This window comes from Flavobacterium magnum (genome assembly GCF_003055625.1).
Classification (GTDB): domain Bacteria; phylum Bacteroidota; class Bacteroidia; order Flavobacteriales; family Flavobacteriaceae; genus Flavobacterium; species Flavobacterium magnum.
The window spans coordinates 1,605,061-1,631,921 of record NZ_CP028811.1 but is presented as its reverse complement, the minus strand read 5'-3'; the positions used below and the strand labels follow the sequence as shown (position 1 = coordinate 1,631,921).

Below are 26,861 nucleotides of genomic sequence, written 5' to 3'. Positions count from 1 at the left end.
GATTATAACTTTTCTATTGCCGATTTGAGATAGGAGGCAGAAAGGTAGTCCCTGATGTCCTCTCGGTGCATCGCCAGATTTTCAGGATTTTCCTTCCAGACTTCGTAGAGCCTTTCGAAAAGGCCGGCAATGCGTGGCACATCGTCAGTCTCTGACCAAAACTGGTAATCCTGTCCCAGCAGCCTCCTGGCCTCGCTGTAGTATGGTGCCAAAAGCAGTATGGGTTTGTTGGCCGAAATACAGTGTGGGAATTTAGCCGGAAGAAACGGACTGATCTCGGATTTCGACTCGAGGATGACGTTCACGCAGGACTGCATCTGCAAGTGATATATGCGGTCAAATGATATACTTGACGGCACGATATGAACCTGAGGACTGAACTGGCTGTACCCCGCGAGCCATTCCCGGTGGTAGTCCGCCGGACCGATCAGCAGCAACCTGGCATCGGCTGCGGCATCCGGGTTTCGTCTCAGAAACTCCAAAAACCCGTCAAGGAGTCCTTTGGGAGACCGCTGCTTCATGAGGTTGCCCGCGTGCAACACGTTGAATTTTGACGGATCAAAATAGTCGGGAAAGGACGGATCATGAATCTTGTAATCGGCTAATTGATGCGGTATGATAATACCGGTTTGCAGAAAGTCTTCGAAATAACTGCCCATCCACTCCATAAGCAGTTGTGAGGGAAAACCACTGTACCTCGCCTTCTGCGACACTTTCCTGAAAAAGCGTTCCTTCTGTAGGTGGCTCACTTCAACCCAATTATAAGGCCTTGGATAGTAGTGAAACGGAAACGGGTCATGCACATAGGCCAGCCATTTTTGATGCAGCTGCGGCAATTGCAGCACAGCATAATGTGGGCGGAAACTACCACCTTTACTTAATGTAAGCACCAGATCGTATTCCTTCTTAATACCGATGATTGCTTTCCTGATGCTCCTGGTATCATTAAAGAATGTAAATGAAAACCCGAAAATGCGTTCGAGGTTACGAGCCAGTTCAATACCGAATTTTCGGCTCAATACCCGTTGGGAGCGGCTCAGGAAGTACTGGAGACTGAATTTAATTTCCGGTATGGCAAAAGTTTTCACGCCTTCGAGTGTGATATCCCGCAAGGTATAATGATACACGTCCACGTTAAATCCGGCGGCTGCAAGATTGCTGATCAATGCCACATTGGCTTTTGACCCGCTGCTGTCGTCAACATTGATGGAATCTGTTATGACCAATATATTACTTACTGTACTCAATGGCAATGCGCTTTAATGAAGTCGGAAATCCGCTGCGAGGCCTGTCCGTCTCCGTATGGATTCGCATTTCTATTTTCAAAAGGTGTATCAAGGAATTGCGCGGCCATGCTGACGATGCGTTCTGCGTTGGTTCCAACAAGCGTTGCGTAACCGCTGTCTACGCCTTCCGGCCGCTCTGACACATCCCGGGTGACCAGAATAGGCTTCATGAAGGCGGGGGCTTCTTCCTGTATGCCCCCTGAATCAGAGATAATCAGGCTGCAGTTTTCGAGCAGCCATATCATCACCGGATACTCCACAGGTTCCATTAGATGAATATTCCCAACGCCCGCAAGCAGGTCATCTACCGGCTTCCTGACCATGGGATTGAGGTGCACCGGAAATACGATCAGCACGTCCTTCCGTTGGGCAATGTTTTTAAGCGCAGCGCACACCGCGGCGAAGCCGTCACCGAAATTCTCACGCCGGTGTCCGGTAACCAAAACTATTTTCTTGCCTGCAAAGGCCTGTAATGCACGGATGACCGGGTGATTATAGCCTGCCTGTATTTTTTGCTTTGCCCAATGCAGTGCATCGACCACCGTATTCCCGGTGACGACGATTCGGTCTGCGGGCACGTGCTCGCCCAAAAGATTATGCTTTGCCAGTAAGGTGGGGGCAAAATGAAAGTCTGCTATCCGGCCGGTAAGCTGTCTGTTTATTTCTTCAGGGAATGGTGCCGTTTTATCATAGGTGCGTAAACCGGCCTCTACATGTCCGACCCTGACACCAACATGGAATGCCGACAATGCGGCCATGGATGACGTGGTGGTATCGCCATGAACAAGCACCAAATCGGGATTTTCCTTTTTGAGTACGGCATCAAATCTTGTGATGATAAGTGCGCTCAAGTCGTTCAGTGTTTGACCATCCTGCATTAGATTAAGATCATGATGCGGCGTGATTTCGAAAAATTCCAGCACCTGGTCCAGCATGTGGCGATGCTGACCTGTGACACATACTATTACCTCGAAATGATTTTTAAGCGTATGGTACAATGGTGCCATTTTTATGGCTTCAGGTCGGGTCCCGAAGCAAAAAAGGATCTTTATTTTTCGATGGCTCATGCGGCAAATATATTATAATTTTGGCCAATGCATGGCGCTGCTATTTTAATAACTCGCGATACAGGCGCCCCAGTACCTTTGCTTCGGAAAAGCATTCTTCAACCGCCAGGGCACATTGATGGGCATACAGGCTGTAATTTGACTTTAACTCCATAAAAGCCTCGTACAACTCCCCAACATCATTCGACGAGACGATCACACCAGCCTTAAACTCTTTGAGCAGGTCGCCTACGGTGGAATCTGCCGGACCATGATATACAAAGGGTATTCCCGCTCCAATGTAAGTGATAACTTTTGTAGGAAGGCTCAATTGTGCGAACGCTATTTTATCCGGTGACAGGTCGTCGCAGGCATACCCCAGATGAACGGTCTGCAGCAGCGCATTAAATTGCATTTCATCCATGAGGTCAAACACTTTAACACGGTCACTTTCCCATGGCCTGAGCTTGGGATCGAACAGCATCAGGGTTGTCCCGCATACGGTATTGAGTTGTGCCACGGCATCGATTAATGGCTGTGGCCAAGGAGCCGAAGCATTGCCGTAGCCACCCATGAGAATATTGAGGCAGTGATCGGGCGCCTGCACATTTCCGGGAAAATTATCGGGCACCGTCCTGGTAATCACCGTACTGTCAACGCCATACTGTTGCTTATAGCGGCGTTGCATACGCGCGGAGATAACATCAATCGAATGGGATTTATCGAGGATTCCCCTAAACAAACGGTCCACAAGTTTATGTCTTTTTTCATTCTCAAGCACCGGGTCATCGTGTACCGAAACATGAATCCTGATATTGGCACCACGGCATAGTACTGACAGCCTGTAGATATCCTGAAAAGCAGTGGGCATTACAATCCAAAGCGTGTCAACGGCATTTTGTTTCAGGAATTTCCTGAACCGCAGTGAGAAAAGTATAGATTCCAGATGCAATATCGCTGTCGAAAAACCGCGACCGCGAAAAAAACCGGCACGGAAACCAAGTAACCGCATACTGCCAAACCATGGCGATGGTAACGCGGCCGATGTAGGGACCGTCCAAAGGAAACTCACATTTTCGGGAGGGTTTTGCGTCAGGCTGCGCATAATCACACCACCGCCCCATCCACCGGAAGGTAAGTAATTGGCCAAAATCAGGATTTTCTTCATGGTACGGATATTAGGTATTCTGATTTAAAAAGTGCTGATCTGATCGGATTGCAGCCCTTTATATTTCAGAAAATGCCTGTAGAAAATCGGCTTAAATATAATTTTCTGGACAAAATATTTTTTGAAGGTACCGAAAAAACGGACGAATAGCCCTTGTTTCAATTTTGGATGATTTCGGGGAGCGGATACAGTACGCGCTATAGCCTGTCCTGAAACACCGGACATCCAGCTTTCATAGGCATTTCCCATGTGATACGCGTAATTATCATAGGTTGTAAAGCGGTAGTACCCCGAATGCAACGGCGGCAGATCGAGAAAGAGCTTGTCGCTTTCTGGACTAAGCAAATCCCTGGTGTAACTCTTTTGAAAAGTGTCGAAGATATCACGCCGGTAGGTTGCTACAACATGGCCTGACCCCACTACGGCAATCTCTCCATTTGGTGAAGACAACGTGAGGATCTCTTTGAGCCTGTGCTGGTTGTAATTTCTGTCGGTCCAGATGCTGTCGTAAAACCGCTGTAAGGCTTCGGGATTTTTGACAGGCCTGAACTTTAACCTGTCAGACAGCAGGAAATCAAACAGTAAATGATCGGAATAGGTCTTGAAAGTGTTGAACATCGGAATGATGCCCACCACGCCTGCTTTTGGAAAATCGTCGAACACCGCAAAGCTGGCTTGCTGCCAATGCTCCAGAAAAAGGATATCCTGATCGCAAACCGTAAAAAAAACGGAATTTATTCCCGCCAATCCTTTCATGACCGCATTGATTTTGCCAATGTTGATCGTGTGGATTATCTCATTGATGTGTCCCTCATGAAAAAGTTGGTCCAGGTAGCCTGAAACCTCTGCGGCACTTCCGTTATCAACAACTGTGATATAAGTTCCCGGAGCCACCGTGCGGATCAACGACTCCAATGACAGCCTGAGTATTTTAAAAGAGTCCCGGAAATACCCTTCCGCGTGCGGTATATAGACCGGCATAATGACGTGATGCCATACGGTCGCGACTTTGGCCTCGGTACTTTTATTTGGATTGTCTCCGGATCTCATTGCATTGGTTTATGATTCTTCAATCTTACTTGGCATTCGGCTCCATTCGTTTATACCAGTTTTCCGTGATCTCCTCGAAGACCGTGTGCAGGTTCCTGGTAATATTCCATTCGGGAAAATGCTGTTTGATTTTTGACAGATCTGAGTAATAGCATATGTGGTCTCCGGAACGATGCTGGTCGATATATTCGTACTTCATTTCCTTTCCTGATATGGATGAAATCAGGTCGAAAGCTTCGAGTATTGAAATGGAGTTTTCCTTTCCGCCACCGATGTTGTACACTTCCCCCGACCTCGGATTTTTTATAAAATGGTCAATGAACGTCGCCACGTCATAAGAATGGATGTTATCGCGCACCTGCTTTCCCTTGTAACCGAAAACTTTGTAGGTCTTTCCCTCAAGATTGGTCCGGATCAGGTAACTCAGGAAACCGTGAAGCTCAACCCCTGAATGGTTTGGCCCGGTGAGGCAGCCGCCGCGAAGGCAGGCGGTATACATGCCAAAGTACCGGCCGTATTCCTGTACCATAATGTCGCCGGAAACTTTGGAAGCACCGAACAGCGAATGCTTGCTTTGATCAATCGTGAAATTCTCGCTGATACCGTCCTTGTACATCGGGTCATCATAATCCCAACGCGATTCTAGCTCGCGAAGCTTTATGTTATTGGGTGCATCGCCATAAACCTTGTTGGTAGAAAGGTGTATAAAAGGTGATTCCGGGGTAAACCTGCGGCAGGCCTCGAGCAGGTTCAGGGTGCCGAGGGCGTTGACATCAAAATCGTCGAACGGCCTGGAAGCAGCCAGGTCATGGCTTGGCTGTGCGGCGGTATGCACGATTACTTCGGGCTTGTGCTTTTCAATGAACTGCAGGACGCTGTCGCGGTTCCTGATGTCAATCTCAAAATGGGAAAAATTTCCGAATTGTTTCAGTAATCTTTGCTGGTTCCAGCGGGTATCGCCACCCGGTCCGAAAAAATCAGCGCGCATGTTGTTGTCAATACCCATCAGGGTATGATCCAACGCTGCGAAATAGCTGACAACTTCGCTTCCTATCAATCCGCTTGAGCCGGTGACCAGTATCTTCATTTTTTCTTTATTTAATTGATAACCCCAATTTAATATTCCGTTACTTCAGATCAGCTTGACTTGTACTGTGATGACAATAAGCTACGGTAAACATTTTTATACTTTTCAGATGGACCGTGGCTGCTAAAACAATCATACGCTGCCTGCCTGATATGATCCCGGTTGTAAAGGTGTTTGCTCGTGATTGCTGTTTGCAACGCCTTCCCGAGGGATGGGCCGGTAATTTCCTCAGCCATTTCCCCGTTAAAGCCATTTGTAATATACTGCTCCATACCACCGACTTTAAATGAGACTACCGGTGTTCCGCAACTCAGTGATTCTAAAAGTACGTTCGGAAGATTTTCGTCCCGGCTTGGCAAGATGACAATATCTGCTAAATTATAAATATTCGCCATTTCTGCATCATTCTCTACATAACCAAAATCAATGCAGTTATAATTGGCGAAAAGAGATCGGTCGCCATTTCCTACAATAAGCAGCCGCAGGTGTTCATTTTTCACAAACCGGACAGCCTCAATCAGCAAATCGATGCCTTTATTTTTGTCCCGGAAATCTGAAATAGCGAAAAGCAGCTTGCTTTCTGAATTCTTAATACCGTACTGTCTCATCAGGGTATTTACAGCAAACTTGGTGAAATACATTTCTGGAACGGCATTTGGGATTTCATAGTAAGCTACATTGCAGAACACGTCACGCGTTATGGCTTCCCGGTAAAGCCAATTGGACGGCGCAACGACTGCACCGTGTTTTATAAGTTTGTAAGCTAATGATTTAAATTTTAATACCTGCTCATTTAAGACGCCCGCCTTTTCGCGATTCAAAACTTCGTCATTGCGGAGATGAAAAATACCGGAAACGGGATTGATATCGTGTAATGTCCAAACTAAGGGTTTGTTCAATTTGCTGAAAAACCGTTTGTAATCTAATATTCCGTGGACGGCGTGGAGATGGACAATATCAGATTGTGCAATTTCAGGAATCCCGAAAAGATCATATTCACTTAACGGCAATGATACCATATTATACTCCAATTCGCTTTGTATGGCTTTAAGCTTCTTTTCGAAGTATGGAAACAATTGCAGCTTCTTCCGAACCTTTGAAATGACCTTGGTCAGAAACGTTGCATTTGGCGATATTAACGTGGTCGGCTTGTTGCAAACATCCAGTAACGGAACGTCGCCAAAAGACACAAAATACGATTCAACTCCTGACTCCAAAAGTGCATTATGAAGCCTGAACGCTGCTTTTCCGGCTCCTCCCCTGTAATTTGTACAGATGTGCACAACTTTCATGTTGTCACTTTTGAGATTAAGAATTTACCATGCATTTTCAGGATCCGTATCACGTCGTTGAGCGGTAAATACATGAGGAGAGGGATTGTCGACAATTGAAACAGATGATTCGTGAAAAAGCCCAGTGCGGCGTTAGTCATCCAATGATTGATCTGGTCATCGAATGCCACTTCCGGAAAAAGCCCTGAATTTTTGTTGACTTTTTTTAAGTCTGAAAACCATTTTGACGCTTTTATAAAATCCTGACTGTTACTGATTTCAGGAATCAGGGATTTTCTTGTCAACAGGTCATCATACTTTTCCTTACTGTAAGGAAGCCTGCGGAGGAGTTCGTGCCTTGAGTCAAAAAAACTTTTATACTGCACTTCCTTCTTCGTACTTGAGATTTGAGAGTCGTGTAACCTGTACTGTATAAGCGCTTTTTGAATATTATAAAACTGGCCTTCTGATATTAATGTTGTCCACAAGTGATAATCTTCTGCGGGCTCTTTTTCAGGGACGTAATTGAATTTTTTAAGGCTGGAGCTTCTGATCATCACTGATGGATGGGCCACTGGATTTGACGACAATAGCGCTATTGAAATCTCCGTATGGGTTTCGGGAAACATTATCGGCCCGTTTGTTCCTATTACAGTCATACATGATCCACAGACAATTACTTCAGGACGTGAGGTGAATAGATTTAGCTGTTCTGCAAACCGCTCCGGCAGGCTGACATCGTCGCCATCCATTCTTGCAATAAACTGCCCCCGAGCCATGCTGACACCCATATTTAAGCTTTTCGTATATCCCGTATTGGCTTCCTTAACAACCAAGGTGATCCTTGGATCGGAATATTGTCTTATGATCTCAACTGTAGAATCTGTGGATGCATCGTCGATGATTATGAACTCAAAGTCAATAACCGTTTGGTTTAAGATACTATCAACAGCTTCTGCGACGTATTGCCCGCAGTTGTACACCGGCATCAATACTGATATAAGTGGCGGTTTCAAATCACTGTGGTTCTTGATTGGCAAAGTACCTGAGGTCGGCGCTCACCATTTCTGATATGATATCTTTCAATTCGTATCTGGGAGACCATCCTAAAAGCGATTTAGCCTTCGATGCGTCACCCAGCAGTAAATCCACTTCAGTAGGTCGGAAATAATTGCTGTCAACTTTGATTACGACTTTCCCAATGGGCAATTGATAATCCGGATGCGCACATTCTGCAATTGTCCCTATTTCATTCTCATGTGATCCTGTAAAATCCAGCGTTATGCCACATTCGGCAAACGACATTTTCACGAAATCCCTTACTTTGGTTGTCTTTCCGGTAGCGATGACAAAATCTTCGGGCTTCTCCTGTTGCAGCATAAGCCACATCGCTTCAACGTAGTCTTTCGCGTGTCCCCAATCTCTTTGGGAGTCCAGGTTTCCGATATACAGCACATCCTGCATCCCTAGCGCGATCTTGGCGGTAGCCATTGTAATTTTCCGGGTTACGAAGGTTTCGCCTCGCAATGGGGATTCGTGATTGAACAATATACCGTTACAGGCGAACATATTGTACGCTTCCCTGTAGTTAATTGTGATCCAATAGGCATACAATTTGGCTGCACCGTAAGGTGACCTGGGATAGAATGGCGTTTTTTCGTTTTGTGGTACCTCCTGCGCCAAGCCGTACAACTCTGATGTTGAGGCCTGATAGATTTTGGTTTTCTCGGTTAATCCCAAAATCCGTACCGCCTCAAGCAGGCGAAGCGCCCCCATCCCATCTACATTCGCCACATACTCGGGCGTTTCAAAACTGACCTTTACATGCGACATCGCGCCCAGATTGTATATCTCGTCGGGCTGCACTTCCTGAACAATACGGATTAGATTTGTGGCGTCTGACAAATCTCCGTAATGTAAGATAAATCTTAAGTTAGTTTCGTGAAGATCCTGGAACAAGTGGTCAATTCTCTGGGTATTGAAAGAAGACGCACGTCTTTTTATCCCATGAACCTCATAGCCCTTTTCCAAAAGCAATTCAGCTAGATAAGCGCCATCCTGTCCTGTAACTCCTGTAATTAGTGCTTTTTTCATATTTAAAATCTGATCCAGTTTTCCGGAATTAAGTCACTGGTATTGATACTTTTGTCATTAAACCACTGTTGAGGTGCAACGACAAGTTTCCCGGGATTATCGTTTAACCATGCTCCCCACCAGCTAAAACTGCTGTTTGCAATAATATTGTGCTTGCAGCACGACATCAGTTTAATATCCTCAAAATTACTCAATGCATCGTTAAAATCAATAAAAATGACTTCGTGTTTTGATTTGAAATTTTGCTTCGCCCACAGCGTGTCATCTGAAAACACAAATAATTTCGGATTCTCAATCTTTGTTTCGATAAAACCCAAAGCCTTCCTGTAGAACAATTCATTATCGGTACCGTGCAATGGATTGCCAACATAATCACCTCTCCGGATGTGTAGTGAAACCGAGTTTGTATTGCGTATTTCCTCCAATACTTTTAACGTTTGCGGTTTCAAACTGGAAATAATTTCAAATTCCCTCCTGATCGTGCTGCTGTGTTTTAGAAAATACTTTTCTGATTGGAAATATCCATCCAAATAAAGATCATCCGCTTTTAAATCAAAAATCCGTGCATTGAAACCGAAATCACGTTCTTTATAATGCAATATTTTGATAAACAAGGACCTTACCTTATCCCAAAGTATGTGTCGCGGGCGAAATACCTTCGCAGAGAAATTAAAATGATGCAATGCGAACTGGTGCAGTTTGTAATGATCAAACGCACTGACGTCAAGTTCAAGTGGCTGATTGCGTTCTATCGCAATTGCTTTCGCCGCCGCGTACTGAAACATCTGATTCCCCAATCCTCCTATCAGCTTTACGACAATCATGTTATCTTAAGCAGGTTTTCTATCAACTGTAAATCGTCTTCGGTAAGTTCAGGATAATTTCCACAGTAGAAGCCGTTTTCATGCATTATATCGGCGCCTGGTAACGGAAATAACTGATTGACATATTTTTTATAGAATGGTTGTTTTTGCATGTTTCCGGCAATCATCGGTCTGATTTCAACTCCGGCTCGGGTAAACCGTTCCAGGTAACTATTTCTTAGTGCTGCTGTTTTACACACAAAAGGAAATGCGAAAGTGGAAAGCCTGCTGATATGATCATGATTGAGCATCAGAAAATCGGGATTTCTTTGTACCGATTGCTCAATACGAAGATAATTCGTTTCCCGCTTTTGAATGTTCTCATCAAGGAACTGCATTTGATATTGTCCAAGAAAACCGGTAATTTCTGTGGGCCGGAGGTTGTACCCGAGGTCATAAAAGGTGTACTTGGCCTGAAATTCAGAGCCGATGTCAAATTTTTCACGCCATCTCTGCTGCTGTTCTGCCGATAAATTTCTATCCCATCCGTTAGCCCTCACAATCCGTAACATTTCAGACAGCGCATCATCTGAGGTACAAACCATGCCTCCTTCAATAGTTGACATGTGATGGGCAACGAAAAAGGAAAACGTGCTGGCTATCCCAAAATTACCCGCCTTGATTCCGTTCATTTCACTTCCTAAAGATTCACAATTGTCTTCAATCAGGATAATATCCTTTTCCATGCAAATGGCCTGTATTACATCCATATCGCCGGTGAAACCAAGTATATTGGTCGCGAAGAAGGCGGCAATGTCGTCTGTTTCGAGCCGTTCTAAAAGATGCTCAGACATCGTGTTCAGCGTCGCAGGGTTGCAATCTAATGCGACAGGTACTAGTCCGAGCTGGATGATCGGCATGGTGTTGGTAGACCATGTCAGCGCCGAAAAAGCCACGCGATCGCCATCTTTAAGCCTGCCAAGATTTTTCAATGCCTGCAATAAGGCAAGGTTCGCACTTCCTCCGCTATTAAAAAGAACAGCGTTTTTTGCCTGCTGGTAGGCTGCGAATTTCGTTTCGAAACCAAGGCACTCTACGTCCATGCTGAGTCGTTCCGCATTGAGAATAAAATGTGCCAGCGCCTTCTTGGTTTCGGCTTCATTGATGAATGCATTTCGCATTAGTGGAATCTTCATCCCTGTGACTTTTTATAGTTCATAATTACTTGTTCAATTCCATCTGTGAGGTCAATTTTCGGCGAAAAACCTTGGCCTTCCATTTTTGAAATGTCCATGCATTTCCGCAACATTCCATCAGGCTTGGAAGAATCCCACTTGATGCTTCCTGTAAAATCAGTTTTCTGTGCAATAACAGCAGCAAGTTCCTTTACACTGATATCTGTTCCAGTTCCAACGTTCATATAATCGTACGGGATATCCCTTTCAAAAAAATACAAAATCGCAGCTGCGAAATCATCAACATGCAGGAATTCTCTTTTGGCAACACCAGTACCCCACAAGGTTACCGAATTCAATCCTTGTTTTTTGGCATCACAAAATCTTTTTACCAACGAAGACAACACATGTGAATGGGCAAGGTCGAAACTGTCATTGGGTCCGTAAAGATTGCTCGGAATAAGGCTGACTCCGTTAAATCCATATTGCTTCCTGTACGTTTCCAACATTTTTACCCCGGTGATTTTCGCAATCGCGTACCCCTCATTAGTGGGCTCCGGCTTGCCGTCAAGAAGATATTCCTCTTTCATTGGCTGTGGCGAATCCCTTGGATAAATGCAGGAACTTGCAATAAATATAAATTTTTTCACATCATTTCGGCGTGAAGCGTCGATAACGTTCGCCTGCATCATCAGGTTGTCATAAAGAAACGAAGCCGGAGCATTGATGTTTGCGTTTATCCCGCCCACCTTCGCTGCAATGTGAATAACGTAAAGCGGCTTGTTTTTTGCAAAAAATCGGTTTACCGACTGCTGGTCCGTAAGGTCTAGTTCGGTATGTGTGGCAGTAATGAGTGATGTGTATCCATCATTTTTGAGAACACTCAGCAGCCTTGACCCTAACATCCCCGTATGTCCTGTAATAAATATTTTAGCTGACTTATCAATCATCTGTTTCAAATAACCCTGTTTTTTCTAAGGCACTGATGGCGGTTTTTGCTCCATCCGGATTTTGCTCCCACCATTTCGATCGTGAGACTATGGCTATCTGTTCCTCAGAAAAACGCATACGTATCGTCTTTGCAGGAACGCCGCCAACAATTTCATAAGGCCTTACGTTTTTATTTACGAATGAATTTGCGCCAACAATAGCCCCATCGCCGATTATTACACCACGCCTGACCACGACATTCGAACCCAGCCAGACATCGTTGCCGATAACACAATTTCCTTCTGTGAGCGTTTCGAACGGATTGGAATAAAACAAAGAAGAGGTTGAGACCCGATTGATCCTGTGCTCTCCCACACCAACGCTCACGTTATTGGCAATAGAACAATAACGCCCGATTTTTGCATTTGTCACGATGCAGTTAAAACCAATATAGGTGTACTCACCAATGTCATTGACGCCGCTTACAATCGTGTTCTTCATCAGATTTACATTGGGAAACAGCTGACCGACAGCCGTTGCTTCCTGACGGATATGGCGCTTGCCCCATATTTTTTTGAGGATGTATCTGAATTTCATAACGCAATTTTCTTCCATTCGGGATTGAGAAAAAACAATCCAAAGGATTTAGGGAGATTCCTTACTGTATAGTTTCCGCCATCCACGACCTCAAAAGAGACAACATTTTCAATAAAGTCATGAATCTCGTGCCCGGTAGTATTGGCGCTTGTAATACTAATTGTGTAAACACCCGGAAATAAGCGTAAATCATTGATTACAATGGCGTATTCTTCGTTGACTTGGGTGTGATTCAATTCGTAGTTAGAATCACGGGCCATGATATGAAATATTGGCACATCATCAGCAGTTTTTACCTGAATTCCTACTTCCGATTTCACTTCGGCGGAAAAATTCCTGATCCCGAAAGTCAGGACCAGATCATCACCTATTGAAAATTCCCTTGTGCCCAAGCCCTCAATATTGGTTATCTTAAAAAAAGTAAATCGTATTTTTCCACTTCCCTGCCGTACGAGGTTGTTATCAAAAACCAATTCACTCTCTCTTCCATATGAATTTTCAGCATAGAGTTGAAGTGCTGATTCGATGTTTCCATCATACTTAATTTTACCGTGCTCCATCACGATTGCACGGGTGCAGAGTGTTTTGACCGCTGCCATGTTATGACTTACAAACAACACAGTCCTTCCGGCTCCTTGCGAAATATCCTGCATTTTCCCTAATGCTTTCTTTTGAAATTCCGCATCGCCTACCGCAAGTACTTCGTCTACAATCAGTATTTCCGGTTCGAGAAAAGCCGCCACAGCAAATGCAAGCCTTACGGTCATTCCGCTGCTGTATCGCTTGACCGGAGTGTCCACATACCGCTGACATCCTGAAAATTCGATGATTTCGCTTAGCTTCGACGCAATTTCTTTTTTTGTCATACCCAGGATGGCTCCATTCAGGAAAATATTCTCCCGTCCTGTCAGTTCAGGATGAAAACCGGTTCCTACTTCGAGTAGTGACGCTATCCTTCCGTTCGATTTCACGCTACCGGTGGTGGGGGCGGTAACTTTGGATAAGATTTTTAACAAGGTTGACTTGCCAGCGCCGTTTTTTCCGATTATCCCAACAACTTCCCCTGTCTTAACTTCGAAACCAATATCTTTCAGTGCCCAGACATACTCTGTCAAACCTCTTTTGCTTCGGTCATTGCTTTCTCCAATTCTTAAAAAGGGATCTTCTTTACCTCTGATTTTATGCCACCATCTATTCAAGTCGTGGCTGATTGTGCCAGTACCTACTTCTCCGAGCCTGTATTGCTTGGACAAATTCTTCACTTCTAAGATTGTTTTACTTTCAGATTGCATTTAAAAGATGGATTATACAGTATCAATGAAACTTTTCTCCGCTTTATTGAAAATTAGTAAACCAACGAAAAAGGTACTAATGCTGAAGATTGTAGTATAGATAATTCCATTTACCGAAAAACTTCCTGTACTTAATAACATCCATCTGGTCGTTTCAATAATATACGCCATAGGATTCCACTCGACAATCCAGGAAAAAGCGGGCATTTTAGCTTTTATCAGTGCAATGGGGTAATTTACAGCAGAGACATACATCATTAATTGGATGCCGAAGGTGACTAAAAAAGTAAGGTCACGATATTTTGTGACCATAGATGAGATTATCATACCGAAACCCAGGCCAAGAAGGCCCATTAGTAAGATGATTATCGGAAAAAAAACGACAGTCGGGTTTGGTTGGATGTGATAGCCATCGATAACGTAGTATACATAAAAAGCAATTAAGATAATTAACTGTAGGGAAAACTTCAAAAGATTTGACATCACGATTGATAGCGGCATGATAATACGGGGAAAATATACTTTGCCAAAAAGTGAGGCGTTCGTTTTAAAGGTATCTGATGTTGCCTGCAAACAAGACGAAAAATAATTCCACGCTGTAATACTGGCAAGATTAAATAAAAACGGGGGGACGGTACCGGTTTTAATCCCAGCCACATTATTAAATACTATTGTGAATATTACGGAAGTAAAAAGTGGCTGAATTAAATACCATAGCGGTCCCAAAATGGTTTGTTTGTAAAGTGTGACAATATCACGCTTGACAAAAAGCATTAGCAGGTCCCGGTATTGCCAGACTTCTTTTAAATGCAGCTTGAAAAAATTATTTTTAGGTGTAATTTCAAAAAGCCAGTCATCACTTTTCTTTTGCTCCATTCCGATTATTTTTTCGAAAATTCAAATATAGTCATTTACTGACAACCGAAGTAACAAGCAATTCATTATAAAAACAAAAAACCTCCTGATTGCTCAGGAGGTTTCTTTTATTTAATATTCAGTGAAACTTAGTAAGCCACCTTTTTGGTAACTACCTCATTGTCTACGGAAGTGATCTGAACAAGCAGTACCTGCTCTTCTGCCCTAAGGTCGTTCAATACGGTCTCAGAGGCATTGATGGCACCGCGCTCATAGATCAGCCTGCCGCGGACGTCGAAGATTTTCACCCCTGACATCACGATCTTACCTGAATTGATGTGAAGCATGCCCTGGTTTTTGTAAACCACCACGCTGTTCGCATCGAATGTTGGCGTGTCAACCCCAAGCGGTGAAGACTGGTACACCACCTCAAACCTGTTGGCAAATGTGCCTTCGGCAGAAGCGAAGCTGTAAGCCCCCTGCTTGATGTTGTGTGTCACCCCAAGAAGGTTGTCCTTCAGGTAGATGTTCTGGTCGCCCGAGAACAATCCGTCTACGTGATCCAGCTCAATGATGTAGGTTCCGGCCGTAGCGGCTGTGAAGCCCATCGGTACCACGTCAGTATCCACGAATGGAAGCGAACGTGCCTGGATAACATAATTGTCACTGCCGATCAAGGTAGAGATCGATGAACCGCCTTCGATAGACTTACCGTCCATTGCGATATCCTCACCCATGGTAGCGCCTTCAGCGTAACCTACAAGGATTTGGTTCATCGCATGTCCAGGTGTGTTCAAGTTGAACCACATACGGTGTTTCTCAGCCGTCTGTGCATTTCGGTAGAAGGCACCGCCTTCAGCCGTCCTCATCGCGTTGGTGAACCTGGCCGTACTTGCTGATGATTTCAGCAGGATGAAGCCCTGGCCTCCGCGGATGGCACCTGTTGGTGCAGAACCTCCTGATTGCGCAGCGGTTCCCCCGAAGGTGTTGTAGCTCGCATAGTTCGCCCCTGAGGCAGCAGCCTGGCTGATGTGCGTCCAGAAGTAAAGCGTACCTGCGTTTCCTGGCTCAGCAAGGAACAGGTCGGCATCAACGGTAGATGGGTAAGGGTTACCGATCATGTTGTAGCCCTGTCCGTTCACTGTTACAGGGATGGTGTACTCTCCGTTGCGTGGGGTTCCTGTAAAGGTTCCTGTCCATGGGGTAAGCACCGCAGGGTGGTTGTTGGCAGCACGGATCATATAACCTTTAGCCGCATCGAACGAAGTCGTTGACGGTGAGGCGATCTGTGAGAAGCCGTTTGAAGACTCATCAAGAGTATAGAAACGCGTGTTTAGCGTGTTCGGTGAGAACGGCTGTAACAGTTGTCCCGATACCGGTGAAGACCAGTAAACGTAATCCTGACGGATCAGGTTCGCTGTCCTCTTATACTTGATGTTACCTGTGTTGGCATCATTGCGTGTCTGAACAAGGTCAGATCCATCCTCGAAGGTAATGGTACCTCCGTTGACGCTGACTTTTCCGCTTACGTAAGCATCGAATCCACCAGGGAACGAAACTGTTCCGCTCTGGATCGTCAACGAACAGGCGTTAAGGTCAGCCACTGCAGTGAAGTTACCGTTGATGGTAGCAGCACTTGTAGAGGTTGGCGCACCGTTGCTCCATCCGCCGGCTACAGTCCATGTGGTCTGGTTACCCGGAGTGATCGTAGCCACGGCAGAGTTGGTCGTGCCACAGCTTCCGCTTTGGACAACCGCCCTCACGTAAGTGGTAGCGGTGATGTTGCCCACCTGAGCTCCCGTCAATGTAGTGGTTGTGTTGGCGATATCCTGGGGGCTTGTGAAAGCCAGGTCAGATGATTTCTGCCATTTCACTACACTTCCAACACTTCCTGCAAGCAGGATGTCGTCAGGAGTGGAGTTGTAACAAGCCGTTTGGTTCGATAGTGTTCCTCCGGCTGGAGCAGGAGTAACTGTTACATTCTGTGTAACAACTTTTTGACAACCTGTAGCTACATTGGTTACTGTTAAAGTGTATGTTCCTGCATTTGCAGCAGATGCTGTCGCAGTAACAGTTGGATTCTGTTGGTTAGAGCTGAATCCGTTAGGACCAGTCCAGCTGTAAGAAGCACTGTTCGGAGTAAACGTAATACTTTGGCCATTTGTAAGGCTTGCGGTATTATTAGAGAACTGAACCGCGCTTGAGCTGCTCATCTGGATACCTATTGTTGCAGATGCACCAGCATTCTGACCTGTAGCACCTGTTCCAAAACTAACATCTTGATAGACATAAGTAATAGCACCTGAGGTCAGGTTCAATTGTACCTGGAAAGTAATACCGTCTCCCAAACCTACATCATTGTGATCTGCTGATGTATATTGGATAATAAAGATGTTACCAACAGTCTGTGTCTTAATCGTAGGAGCACTTTGTATGTCAAGGTCATCCCAGAAAGGAGCCAAGAATACGTTACCGGCTGTATGAGCAGTACTTGGAAGCGCCGCATTAGAGAAAGAAACTTCTCCTGTAGTTGCACCCAGTACAATCGCACCATTCATACCTACCCTTGCAGTAGTAAATGCTGTCCCGTTGAAAGTGAAAGCAGGCATAGTAATGTTATGCTCACTATCATCGCCTAATGCTCCAGTCACTGACGTACCAGTAGCGCTGATATCAATAAAACTTACACCGCTGTTTCCATTCATGGTATACCCAGGAATTGTCACTGTTGAAGAAGTAAGCGTTAAAGGGCTACCCTCACAAACAGGAGCCGTTGGCCCTGTTGTAGGTGATCCAGGTAATCCATTCACATTGATTGTAAACGTAGTGTTTGGACCGGTACAGCCGCTCGCAATCGGAGTGATTGTAATAGTTGCAGTACCCGCAATCGGTGTAAATGATGGGATTGAAGTCACACCAGTCTGATTAGCCAAACCAATAGCCGCGCCACCACTAATATTAAAAGTAGTACCGGTGCCTGTTAAAGGAATAGCTGAAGTGGCAACACCTGCACAGAAATTCTGAGTTCCAGGAGAAGTAGCACTTGGCGTGAAGATGATCATTTGCGCAGCAGTAGAATTTGCATCAGCACAAAGTGGAGCATCGTAGAACAATCTGTAGTAGTGACCTGTTGTAGGTGTAGCAGCAGTTGTTGTAACATTTAATGTTCCCGTAGTGTTACCAGTATAAGTAGCACCGGCAGGAGTACCGTTTACAACGCTTGCCCATCCACTCACTCCATTGGTAGAATACTGCCATTGACGTGAAGATATCAAACCTGTCGCCGTAGAACTGAAACTTGCAGAACCTCCTGTGAAACAAACGTTTGCATTCGAAGGATTAGTTTGTACAGTAATCGATTGGTTGATCGTAAGCGTTGCGGGATTAGAATTGGCAGAAGTAACCGCTCCTGTAACAACAGCCCTGTACTTGTTAGTACTTTGAGCCACTGTCAAACCGGAAAGCGATAGCGTAGGCGTAGTAGCCCCTGAGTAAATACCACCATTAGTAATATTCGTCCATGGCCCTGTACCACCTACCTGCTCTTGCCATTGGTAACCACCTGAATCATCACCTGAAGCAACAACCGAGAATGAAGCTACCGTGGTAGTCTCACAAATTGTCACATCGGTTGGATGTGTAGTAATACCCGTATCACCCACTGTTAACGGAGAGTCCGGGTTAGAAGTCTTAGGAGCACAAACTCCGAGACCTGAAACAACCACATGGTATAAATTACCATTAAATGAAGCCGGAACGGCCGTAAGGTTAAGTGTAGCTGTTTGAGCGCCGCTGTAAATAGCGTCATCGACAACATTCACAAAACCTGTGAAGCCTGGAGCCTCATTAACTTGCCACTGATAAGTCAATCCAGTACCGGTAGCATTCACGTTAAACGAAGTGTTTCCTAACGTAACAACAGTCTGAGAAGCAGTGAAAGATACAATTTGTACCTGATCATTGATTACAACAGTCTGAGGGTTCGGGGCTACAGTTGTACATCCTGCGTTGGTGATTGTAGCGCCAATGATAGTAGTACCTGCAGTTAAAGCAGTTACAACTCCACTAGCATCAACAGTTGCTACTGCAGGGTTGGACGAAGTCCATGTAACACCCGGAGTCGCAGTATCAAAGTCAAGCGCTGGAGAACCGATACAATAATCATTAGCACCACCAGTGATGGCTGCAATATTGATAGAGTTATTGGTAACCGTAACATTCTGAGTTGTCGTACAGTTCGCAGGCGCAGGTCCTGTTGCAGTTGCCGTGTAAGTTGTCGTTACAGCAGGCTTAGAATAAACTACTGCCAAATTCTGACCGGCGTAAGGAATTGTCGCTCCTGCATCAGTATACAGGTCTGTCGATGGAGACCACGTAACTGTAGAAGCCTCCTGAAGATAAGTATACATTCTTCCGCTTGCAGGGACACCTGTATTGTTATTATTGGCCGTAGTCTTGCTTTCAGTGTTACTTGTAAAAGTAATGTTACTAAAAGTTGTACCATTTACAGTATATCCTGCAGTAGCAGAACCTGTAGTGGTAGACATTGTTCCATAACGATATTCAATTTTGTTGCTGGTTTCATACAACCAAGCCTGGAACTTTGCATTAGCAGCGCCCCCTAGGCTACGTGGTACGGTCGTATTCCACTCCACGATGAAAATCCTGTTTGGTGCCGAACCGGTTACTAGGGTTTTGACGTTACCGTCAGTACCTGTTGCCATATCATCCCAGTATGGATAAAGTTTCGGAATATTTGCCGTGCTTGTAGCAGAGTTTGAAAACTCATCAACAGCTGAACCAGCGCCCAACAAGATCCATCCATCCGGAGAAACGGAGTAATCACTGTAGTCAACACCGTTGAAGTTAAATGTAAATCCAATTGCGGCCGGAGCAGCTGTTGGAGTATCATCGTTATCAGTAGTCAAAACATCTGTCGCACCTACCATAGGATCTAAAGCAGCACCCGTTGAAGTAGAGAACGTAATACGGCTAGGGTGAGCAGCAGTCAGTGTACTGATACCATTGTTACATACCGCAGCAGGTACAGCGCCTGCTGTGAGTACAGGGTTTGCTGTTGCGGTGATGGTAAACGTGGTAAATGTAGAACATGGTCCGTCAACTGCATTTACAGTATAAGTATATGTACCAGATAAAGTAGGAGTTATACTGTTGCTTGCACCCGAAAGCGAACCTGTAATACCACTACCTGTTGAAGGCAAAGCCGTCCACGTATAAGTATAGTTAGAATTCGTACTGGTTACATTCACAGAAACACTGCCCCCCGGACATACAGTCGAAGAAGAAGGTGACGCCATAATAGCGTCAGCATTGCTTACGGTAATGGTTACAGGAGTCCTGCTACTTTCACAACCAGTGCCTGGATTTACTACAGATACATAGAATGTTGTTGTAGCATTGATTGCGGTGGTGTAAGTTGTAGAAGTACTGCTTTGCAAAGCTGTAGTCGTTACGTTATCAGCATACCATTTGAATGTTGGTGTGGTGAACGCATTGTTATCCGATACCGAAGCTGTTGGCACTTGATTTCCACACTGTGAAGAATCTACGCCTGTAGGAGCAATCGGGATAGGATTAACATTGATTAATATACTGTCAGTGTTAGAACAGCCCGTAAGTGGGTTAGTTGCTGTTACAGTATATGTAGTAGTCGAAGTTGGATTAACGATAATATTCTGAGTTGTAGCACCACCAGGTGACCAGCTATAATCCAGGCCTGTTTTTTCAACCGCTCCGATCACATTAATGGTGTAGTCTTGTGATGTACCGCTAAAGAAGGCACTACAATCGTCTGAAGCGCCATTCGGATTACCTGATCCACGGCTACGAAGCCTCATTTTCGTGTAACCACCAACTGCATTGGAAGGAACTAAAATAGGCAAAGTACCTGAAGAAGCACTCGTCCAGACTTGTTGCCATTCAGAATCCTCCAAATCGCCGTTCCTGTTCCAGTCAATCCATACAGATAAAATACTGGTAGCAGCACTTACTGTAAGGTTGTACGTTTGACCCGCAGTTACTGTGGTTGTCGTAGTTCCTGTAGCAGGATAAGTGTCGAAAAACGGTGTTGTTTGCACAATACCAGTATTTGATAAAGTATTGAATACCACAGAAGTGATCGGGTTCGAACCGCCACCACCGCTGCTGTCAGGAGAACAATATCCGGTCGGCAGTACAGCCGGGCCAGATGAAAGGACAATTGTAGAGGCGGACAATGCAACAGGAAATCCAGCACAAACTGTAGTCAAATCCGCTGTAGCATCAACAGGAAGCGCATCAACGTTAGCCGTAAAAGTGGCTTGGTTAGTACAACCTCCTGGTTCAGTAGCCGTAAGCGTATATACAGTTGTAACAGAAGGACTGAATGTCCATCCTGTTATTTCACTGCCGGAAACTCCTGTAGAAGGATTCCATACGTAGCTATTATAATCGGCTACATTAGAAGTGATTGTAACAGTGCTGCTTGTCTGGCCTACGCAAAGATCAGCAGATGAACTGCTCAAAGTCAAAGCAGGCGCCGGGTTAACAACAGCTGATACAGCAACCCTAGGGCTTGTACAGCCTGGAGTTTCAGCAGCTACGTAATAAGTAACTGTGCTTGATAGTGACGGTGTATACGGAGAGCCTGTAAATAAAGGTGTTCCACCAGATGAAGCAGCATACCAATTGATACTGGCTCCCGGCGTACCTGAAGCAGTAAGGCTTACGGTGCCCACACCGCAGCGTGTAGCGCCGCTTGTTGAAGAAATACTGTTCGTTAGATTAACCGTAACCGGATTGGTATACCCTACTGTTCCGCCACAAGATGAGATGCCAAGCCTGAAATCAGTTGGCGCATTGATTGGGCTGGAAATCATGGTATCAGCTACAGCACCAGGAACATCTGTCCAGGTACCCGCGCCAGCAGGTGAAGATTGCCATTGATAGGTAAGACCCGCTGTAGAACCAGCATAATCTGTACTTAACGTCGCTGTAAATCCAGCACAAACTGTCGGCGAACTTGACAATGTATTGACACCTGTCGGTGGCGTATTACCCAGTACTGACATTACTACCTGTGCAGAACCTGGAGAATTAGTACATAATGTAGTCTGGTTCGTATAAGTAATAGAATAAGTAGTGGTCACTGAAGGTGACACAACCTGGCTGAAAAGGTTTGTACCAGTTACAAATTGAACGCCATTGGCAAACCATGTTGTAGTATAGTTTGATGGTGGCGAAAATCTCCATGCCTGTGGTGAAGCTGCACTAATTGTAGCAGTCGTACCAGACCAGAAATTTACGGCGTTGGTTGTACAATTTGGTGCAGCCGCACCGATCGTACCGGTAGGACTGTTAACACCAATTGATTTGCTGTTGGTCGACAGAACCTCTTTTGCGATGATGTCAACCGTACCCAACGTTTCATAAACAATTACCTGAACATTGTGCCTATTGGTTGATGTTAACCCGGAAGTCCATTGAAAAACATTGTATTCAATAACGAACCTTCTGTTTGGGGCATACCCCTCTGTCCAATAGCGTACATAGGTAGCTGGACCGGCTCCGCCTGTCTGATCTACACGTAAGTCATTTGACCCTGCAAATATTGCTCCAAGAGGATCTACAGTATTAGGTAAGGCACCGATTGTAAAATCGCCAAGTGCCGTAGCATTGTAAGTTCCAAATTGAAGTACCGCATTAGTACCTACGTTTACATTCGTGTAATTTGTTCCAAAGAAGTTAAATGAGAATCCTAAAGGAATGTTACCCCATCCACCGTCATCGGCTGTACCTGAAGTAAGTGCAGTTGTTAAAACGCCGTTATTAGCAAGGTAATTAACAGTTCCGGGGGCAGTTTTTGGAGCAGGAGTGATACATGCGGCGGTAAAGTTACCGGCGCTCAATCCTGAATTGATGGTAGCACTTGTTCCAGGACAAACGCCCGTTGCTGAAGTAGTTACTGTAGCAGTAGGCAAAGGATATACTCCTACGGAATAGAATGCATCAACACTACAGCCACCTAATGTAGTTGTAGCTGTAACTTTAAATTCCGAAGTTTCTGAAACTGTAGCATCAACACTGTTTCCTGTAGTTGCGCTTAGTGACGCGGAAGTCGTCAGTGCAGTCCAGGTGTAGGTTATTGAAGGATCTGTCGGAGTGACGCTCAATGTAGTCGTGGCGCCCGTTCCGCAGAAAGTGGAAGTTGTAGCGCTCACTACGATAGGCTGAACAGTTACAGTTACTGACGCTCTGGCTCCTTCACAGGAACCATTGTCTTCAGCAACATATAATGTTCTGGTTGTACAGATATTTGTGTTATAGGTATCACCTGTAAACAGCAATGTACCTCCGGTAGCCGCATCGTACCACTTCATAGTACCTCCAGTTCCGGTAGCTGTAAATGAAACAGCACCTCCGGTGATAATACTGGCTGAAGTCGGAGACACGCCAGGAGCGGTCGGAGAACCGGTAACTGTAACCGTTTGTACTCCGGAAATCGTGGCACCGTTTTTAGTTACGGATGCAACACCGGTTGTACCGGTCCCTGCAGTACCGGTAATTGTGGTAGCATTCACGATTGTAAATGACGAAACAGGAGTGCCGCCGATAGAAACTGCAGTTACACCTGTAAAGTTAGTTCCTGTAATGGTAAATGTTCCCGAACTGGCACAAACGGTCAAAGGAGAAAAATCTGTGATCGTTGCTGCCGGTGTCGCCCAGGCATAATAGTTATCACCAGTATGTACGATCGGACCCGGCGCTGAAGTAGCCGTCGTCTTGGTGCTTGCAGTCGGCAACGCGCCTGAAGCTCCAAAAGCTGTACTTCTGATAGTCCATGGACCATTCAATGAAGTCGCATCAGCAAGGAAAGTCTGATCCTGAGTCGTTGTCAGTGCATCGGTTCCATTAAAGCTGACCAAAATCGTTGGGTTTGTACCTGTAGTAGCCGCAGCCCCTAACGTAGTTGCTGTCTGAACCCTGTATGCACGTGTACCCATTGCAAGTCCTGTGCCGCCTGTAACGGCGTTCGTCGGAGCAGCCGTATCAGATACTTTTGCGGTCAATACATTGGATCCTGTTGCAAGCGTACCGCTGCCGGCAGACCACGTAACAGTTCCTCCGAACGGAAAGTTAAATACACTTGCACCACCACGACCGGTAAGTACAAAAGAACCGTTCTTCACGAACGAGTTTGTAGCACCTACAGTGCCTGAAAGACCGGCAAAACCGTTGGTCGTACAAGTCACTGTATTGCCACCCATATTAAGGATGTTACCAGGAGTATTTCCACTAGCCACAAGCGCTAAAGGTGTCGTACCATACAAAACCAGATTGCTCGTGATATTCAAACCGTTACCATTACCATTTAAAGACAAGGTATTAATTTTACGGTTTGTCGGTATTGCAGCATCGTCACCGTTAACAACGGCAGATGTCGCCGGAGCGAAAAAGTTAAGTGTCAGGTTATACAAAGCAACTCTTGCAACCGGCGCTGTAGCAACTGTAGTGAAAGTACCACCGTTGGCTGTACCAGACGCAGTACCCACACCTACGGTAGGAGCCGCAGCATAACCGTACCCTGAATTGGTCACTGTAAAACTGGTCAACTGTCCGTTGGCTCCTATATTAGCCGTCGCAGCAGGCCATGAGCCTGAAGGAAATGCTAACGTAGCACCTGAACCTCCGCCACCTGTAAAGGAAAGTGTCGGCGGGGTTGAATAGGTAGCGGTAGTACCTGTATTAAGGTATACAGAGGCCACGTTACCGTTATTCACAGTAATTGTAAAGTTTGCACTTGTCAACGCAGTACCTGTTACCAAATTCCCACCTGTAACCGTAATTGTTGGTGCGGCGGTGTATCCTGTACCCGCGTTGGTTACAAGGTTAACCTGGGTTGGTCCTGCAAAACCTACAACCGGAGCAACAGTATAATTGTTTCCACCATTTGTAGTAGACAACGTTGCTACCCCTGAAGAGGCCTGAACATCTGAAGTAAGCAAACCTGCACCGGCATCACTGTTGATAGTCAAACCACCAGAGACAGTAGCTCCGCCACCACTCTTTTGAAATGAACTGGCAGTCGGTCCGTTTTGCGTATACAATACAACCGCAGTAGCGGCTGCACCGGTTCCTGCAGCATTTGCAACAATAGAAATCGCAGGTCCTGTAGAAGAAGAATATCCACTACCCGCATTTACAAGATTCAAACTCCTAAGCGTAGAAGTAGTTGCATCCCAGTTTGCGGAAACCATTGCAGGCGTACCTACATAACGAAGGCTGCCTACAGTTCCAGTGGTATGAACAGGGGCTCCGGCAACTCCCATCGCGGTAGTCGCAACGGCAGTATACAGGTTCCCTCCGTAAAAATATTGTGTACCTACAACCAAAGCTGCAGGAGTGTAAGGCGTTCCGATTGTTCCCGCCGGACCTACCCAAAGGAATTCAGCAGTACCGCCAGTAGCGGCCGCAGCCCCTGAAGTATGTACAGGAGCAGATGTTCCTGAAGTACCCGCAACACTGACTACATAGATATCGGTAGTAGTAACCCTAACGTTACCAACCGACAATGTAGCAGCGGCTGTCCACAGAGCTGCACCTGAACACGACGGTATCGGAGCTGACGTATAACCTGAACCCATATTGGTTACAGCAACGTTAGCGACCTGAATATTAGCAGCCTGCCCATAGTACTGAGCAGTATTGTCGACCGCAAGTTTACCATTGGTGTTCAGGCTACTTGTACCTGTATGACCTAAATTATAAACGGTAAGGTTTTGCGTAGTATTAATCGTATTCGATCCATTGTTCTGGAAGAACAGCTGACGGATGATACCGCGTGTCCCGTCCCCCGCAAAAGTACCGGTCCCTCCAAGCGTTGAACCGCTGCCGTTGAACGTAAGCGTAGCCAGGGTCCCGGTTCCCACCGCGTGATTGGCATAACCATTATTGGTGTAATTCCCCCCAATAGTCATCGTAATACCGACAGGCGTTGTCGCAGCCGTATAAGCCAGCAACTTACCTCCGGAATTGATAAGAACGTTTCCTCCTATAGTAACCGAGTTACTCGAACTTCCCCATTGTAAAGTACCATTTATGGTAAGGTCACTATAGTTTAAAGCTTGGTCAACAGTAATGGTTGCCCCCGCAGGAATCGTTATACTGTTACCTGGAGCAGGTACTGTTCCGCCCCATGTTGCAGGAGAAGAAAAAAGTCCGCTTTGTACCGCAGTAAAGTTTGCAGGAGCTGCCGTAACGAAATTCACCCTGTCAAAAGACATAGGCGTAGTCAGGTTACCGACAGATCCGTCACATCTCCAACCGATCCAGATCCTTTTTGTTGATGAGGACAATGAGTTGCCCATAGCAACACCGCTTAAAGTGAAAGTACGAGTGGTTGCCACGGCATAGTTACCGTCTTCTATAAAAGTGTTCGATGTTGCTACTGTGGCGATTGTCATACCCGGTATAGCGGTTCCCGACATGCTACCAGTAGCCCCAACTGTGTTTGAGGCCGTAAAGGTCTGATCGGAAATACCAACCACGATACCGTCAAAACCAGTATCTCCGGGGTTCCCAAACATATCCATCGTAAATGTCGGTATTGTCTCACCGGCAGCGAGCGTAACGTCCTTGTAAATCCAAGCCCATGAAGACGCATGCGCGTACCCCCTTGAAGTTCCATTGTTGGTTACAAAAACACCCTTGGTTCCGTGAGTTGGCGTGAAGCCGATTGTCGCCGCATTACCGAGAGCAAGGTTATTTCCTCCCGGAGTTGCCAACTGGACAGTTGTCCATCCATCCGCAGCAAAATTCGCACCCTCGAAGCTTCCACTTCCTGAAGGACTAATAACCGTTGTCTGAGCCTGCACAGCTGATCCTCCTAAAAACAGGAAGGACAGCATGAAAAATGCAGTCATCAAAAAACGAAATACCAACCTTTTTGACGTCGTGGGCGGCGAACCGAGCGGGTCGCCAACGTCATTTTTGAGCCAGGTATCCCTACCAGATCTCAAAGAATCGTAATTTTTATACATAGTTTATAATTAATTAATAACGTCTAAAGTTATAAAATAAAGTTAACTATATCATAATAATTACCATAAATTGATTCTAAATATAAAAAAAACAGTTAAAAAGCCTGTTTTAACCGACCAATTGCCTGTGTTTTTACTTTATAAGGTTATAAATAAATTACAATTTTTT

At 45.5% G+C, this 26,861-nt stretch carries 15 protein-coding genes; all 15 read right to left on the bottom strand.

The window, feature by feature from the left end; translation table 11 throughout:
* Positions 1 to 2: 2 nt before the first annotated feature.
* The 15 genes from HYN48_RS06630 to HYN48_RS06560 all read right to left on the bottom strand — a co-directional run bounded on the left by HYN48_RS06630 (position 3) and on the right by HYN48_RS06560 (position 26,671).
* Positions 3 to 1,247, bottom strand: a complete 1,245-nt coding sequence (locus HYN48_RS06630; RefSeq protein WP_146171736.1) for a glycosyltransferase family protein — start codon at positions 1,245 to 1,247, stop codon at positions 3 to 5.
* Positions 1,244 to 2,353 (bottom strand): non-hydrolyzing UDP-N-acetylglucosamine 2-epimerase, encoded by a 1,110-nt coding sequence (gene wecB, locus HYN48_RS06625; protein ID WP_146171735.1) that lies wholly within the window; start codon positions 2,351 to 2,353, stop codon positions 1,244 to 1,246. The genes HYN48_RS06630 and wecB overlap by 4 nt, the downstream gene beginning before the upstream one ends.
* A 40-nt stretch (positions 2,354 to 2,393) precedes the next feature.
* Positions 2,394 to 3,500 (bottom strand): glycosyltransferase family protein, encoded by a 1,107-nt coding sequence (locus HYN48_RS06620; protein ID WP_108370360.1) that lies wholly within the window; start codon positions 3,498 to 3,500, stop codon positions 2,394 to 2,396.
* Between the two features lie 24 nt (positions 3,501 to 3,524).
* Positions 3,525 to 4,550 (bottom strand): glycosyltransferase, encoded by a 1,026-nt coding sequence (locus HYN48_RS06615; RefSeq protein WP_108370359.1) that lies wholly within the window; start codon positions 4,548 to 4,550, stop codon positions 3,525 to 3,527.
* Positions 4,551 to 4,575: 25 nt separating this feature from the next.
* Entirely contained in the window at positions 4,576 to 5,637 is a 1,062-nt protein-coding gene (locus HYN48_RS06610; RefSeq protein WP_108370358.1) for an NAD-dependent epimerase/dehydratase family protein, read from the bottom strand.
* 50 nt (positions 5,638 to 5,687) lie between these two features.
* Positions 5,688 to 6,827 carry a glycosyltransferase gene (locus HYN48_RS06605; RefSeq protein ID WP_219909604.1) on the bottom strand — a complete coding sequence of 380 codons (1,140 nt, stop codon included), beginning with the start codon at positions 6,825 to 6,827 and terminating at the stop codon, positions 5,688 to 5,690.
* 98 nt (positions 6,828 to 6,925) lie between these two features.
* The gene (locus tag HYN48_RS06600) at positions 6,926 to 7,924 is read right to left on the bottom strand and encodes a glycosyltransferase family 2 protein (protein WP_108370356.1); all 999 of its coding nucleotides are present in this window, start codon (positions 7,922 to 7,924) and stop codon (positions 6,926 to 6,928) included.
* A gap of 1 nt (position 7,925) precedes the next feature.
* A complete protein-coding gene (gene gmd, locus HYN48_RS06595) occupies positions 7,926 to 9,002 on the bottom strand; it encodes a GDP-mannose 4,6-dehydratase (protein WP_108370355.1) in 1,077 nt (358 codons plus the stop codon).
* Between the two features lie 2 nt (positions 9,003 to 9,004).
* Positions 9,005 to 9,826, bottom strand: coding sequence for an alpha-1,2-fucosyltransferase (locus HYN48_RS06590; RefSeq protein ID WP_108370354.1), 822 nt, complete (start codon positions 9,824 to 9,826; stop codon positions 9,005 to 9,007).
* Entirely contained in the window at positions 9,823 to 11,001 is a 1,179-nt protein-coding gene (locus HYN48_RS06585) for a DegT/DnrJ/EryC1/StrS family aminotransferase (RefSeq protein ID WP_245945999.1), read from the bottom strand. The genes HYN48_RS06590 and HYN48_RS06585 overlap by 4 nt, the downstream gene beginning before the upstream one ends.
* On the bottom strand, positions 10,998 to 11,930 hold the full coding sequence (locus tag HYN48_RS06580; RefSeq protein ID WP_108370353.1) for a GDP-L-fucose synthase family protein: 933 nt from the start codon (positions 11,928 to 11,930) through the stop codon (positions 10,998 to 11,000). The genes HYN48_RS06585 and HYN48_RS06580 overlap by 4 nt, the downstream gene beginning before the upstream one ends.
* Positions 11,923 to 12,507, bottom strand: coding sequence for a CatB-related O-acetyltransferase (locus tag HYN48_RS06575; protein WP_245945998.1), 585 nt, complete (start codon positions 12,505 to 12,507; stop codon positions 11,923 to 11,925). The genes HYN48_RS06580 and HYN48_RS06575 overlap by 8 nt, the downstream gene beginning before the upstream one ends.
* A complete protein-coding gene (locus HYN48_RS06570; protein ID WP_108370351.1) occupies positions 12,504 to 13,799 on the bottom strand; it encodes an ABC transporter ATP-binding protein in 1,296 nt (431 codons plus the stop codon). The genes HYN48_RS06575 and HYN48_RS06570 overlap by 4 nt, the downstream gene beginning before the upstream one ends.
* A 12-nt stretch (positions 13,800 to 13,811) precedes the next feature.
* Positions 13,812 to 14,675: an ABC transporter permease gene (locus HYN48_RS06565; RefSeq protein ID WP_108370350.1), complete on the bottom strand. Its 864-nt coding sequence runs from the start codon at positions 14,673 to 14,675 to the stop codon at positions 13,812 to 13,814.
* Between the two features lie 128 nt (positions 14,676 to 14,803).
* Complete coding sequence (locus tag HYN48_RS06560) at positions 14,804 to 26,671, bottom strand: Ig-like domain-containing protein (RefSeq protein ID WP_181248541.1); 11,868 nt, start codon at positions 26,669 to 26,671, stop codon at positions 14,804 to 14,806.
* Between the last annotated feature and the right edge of the window lie 190 nt (positions 26,672 to 26,861).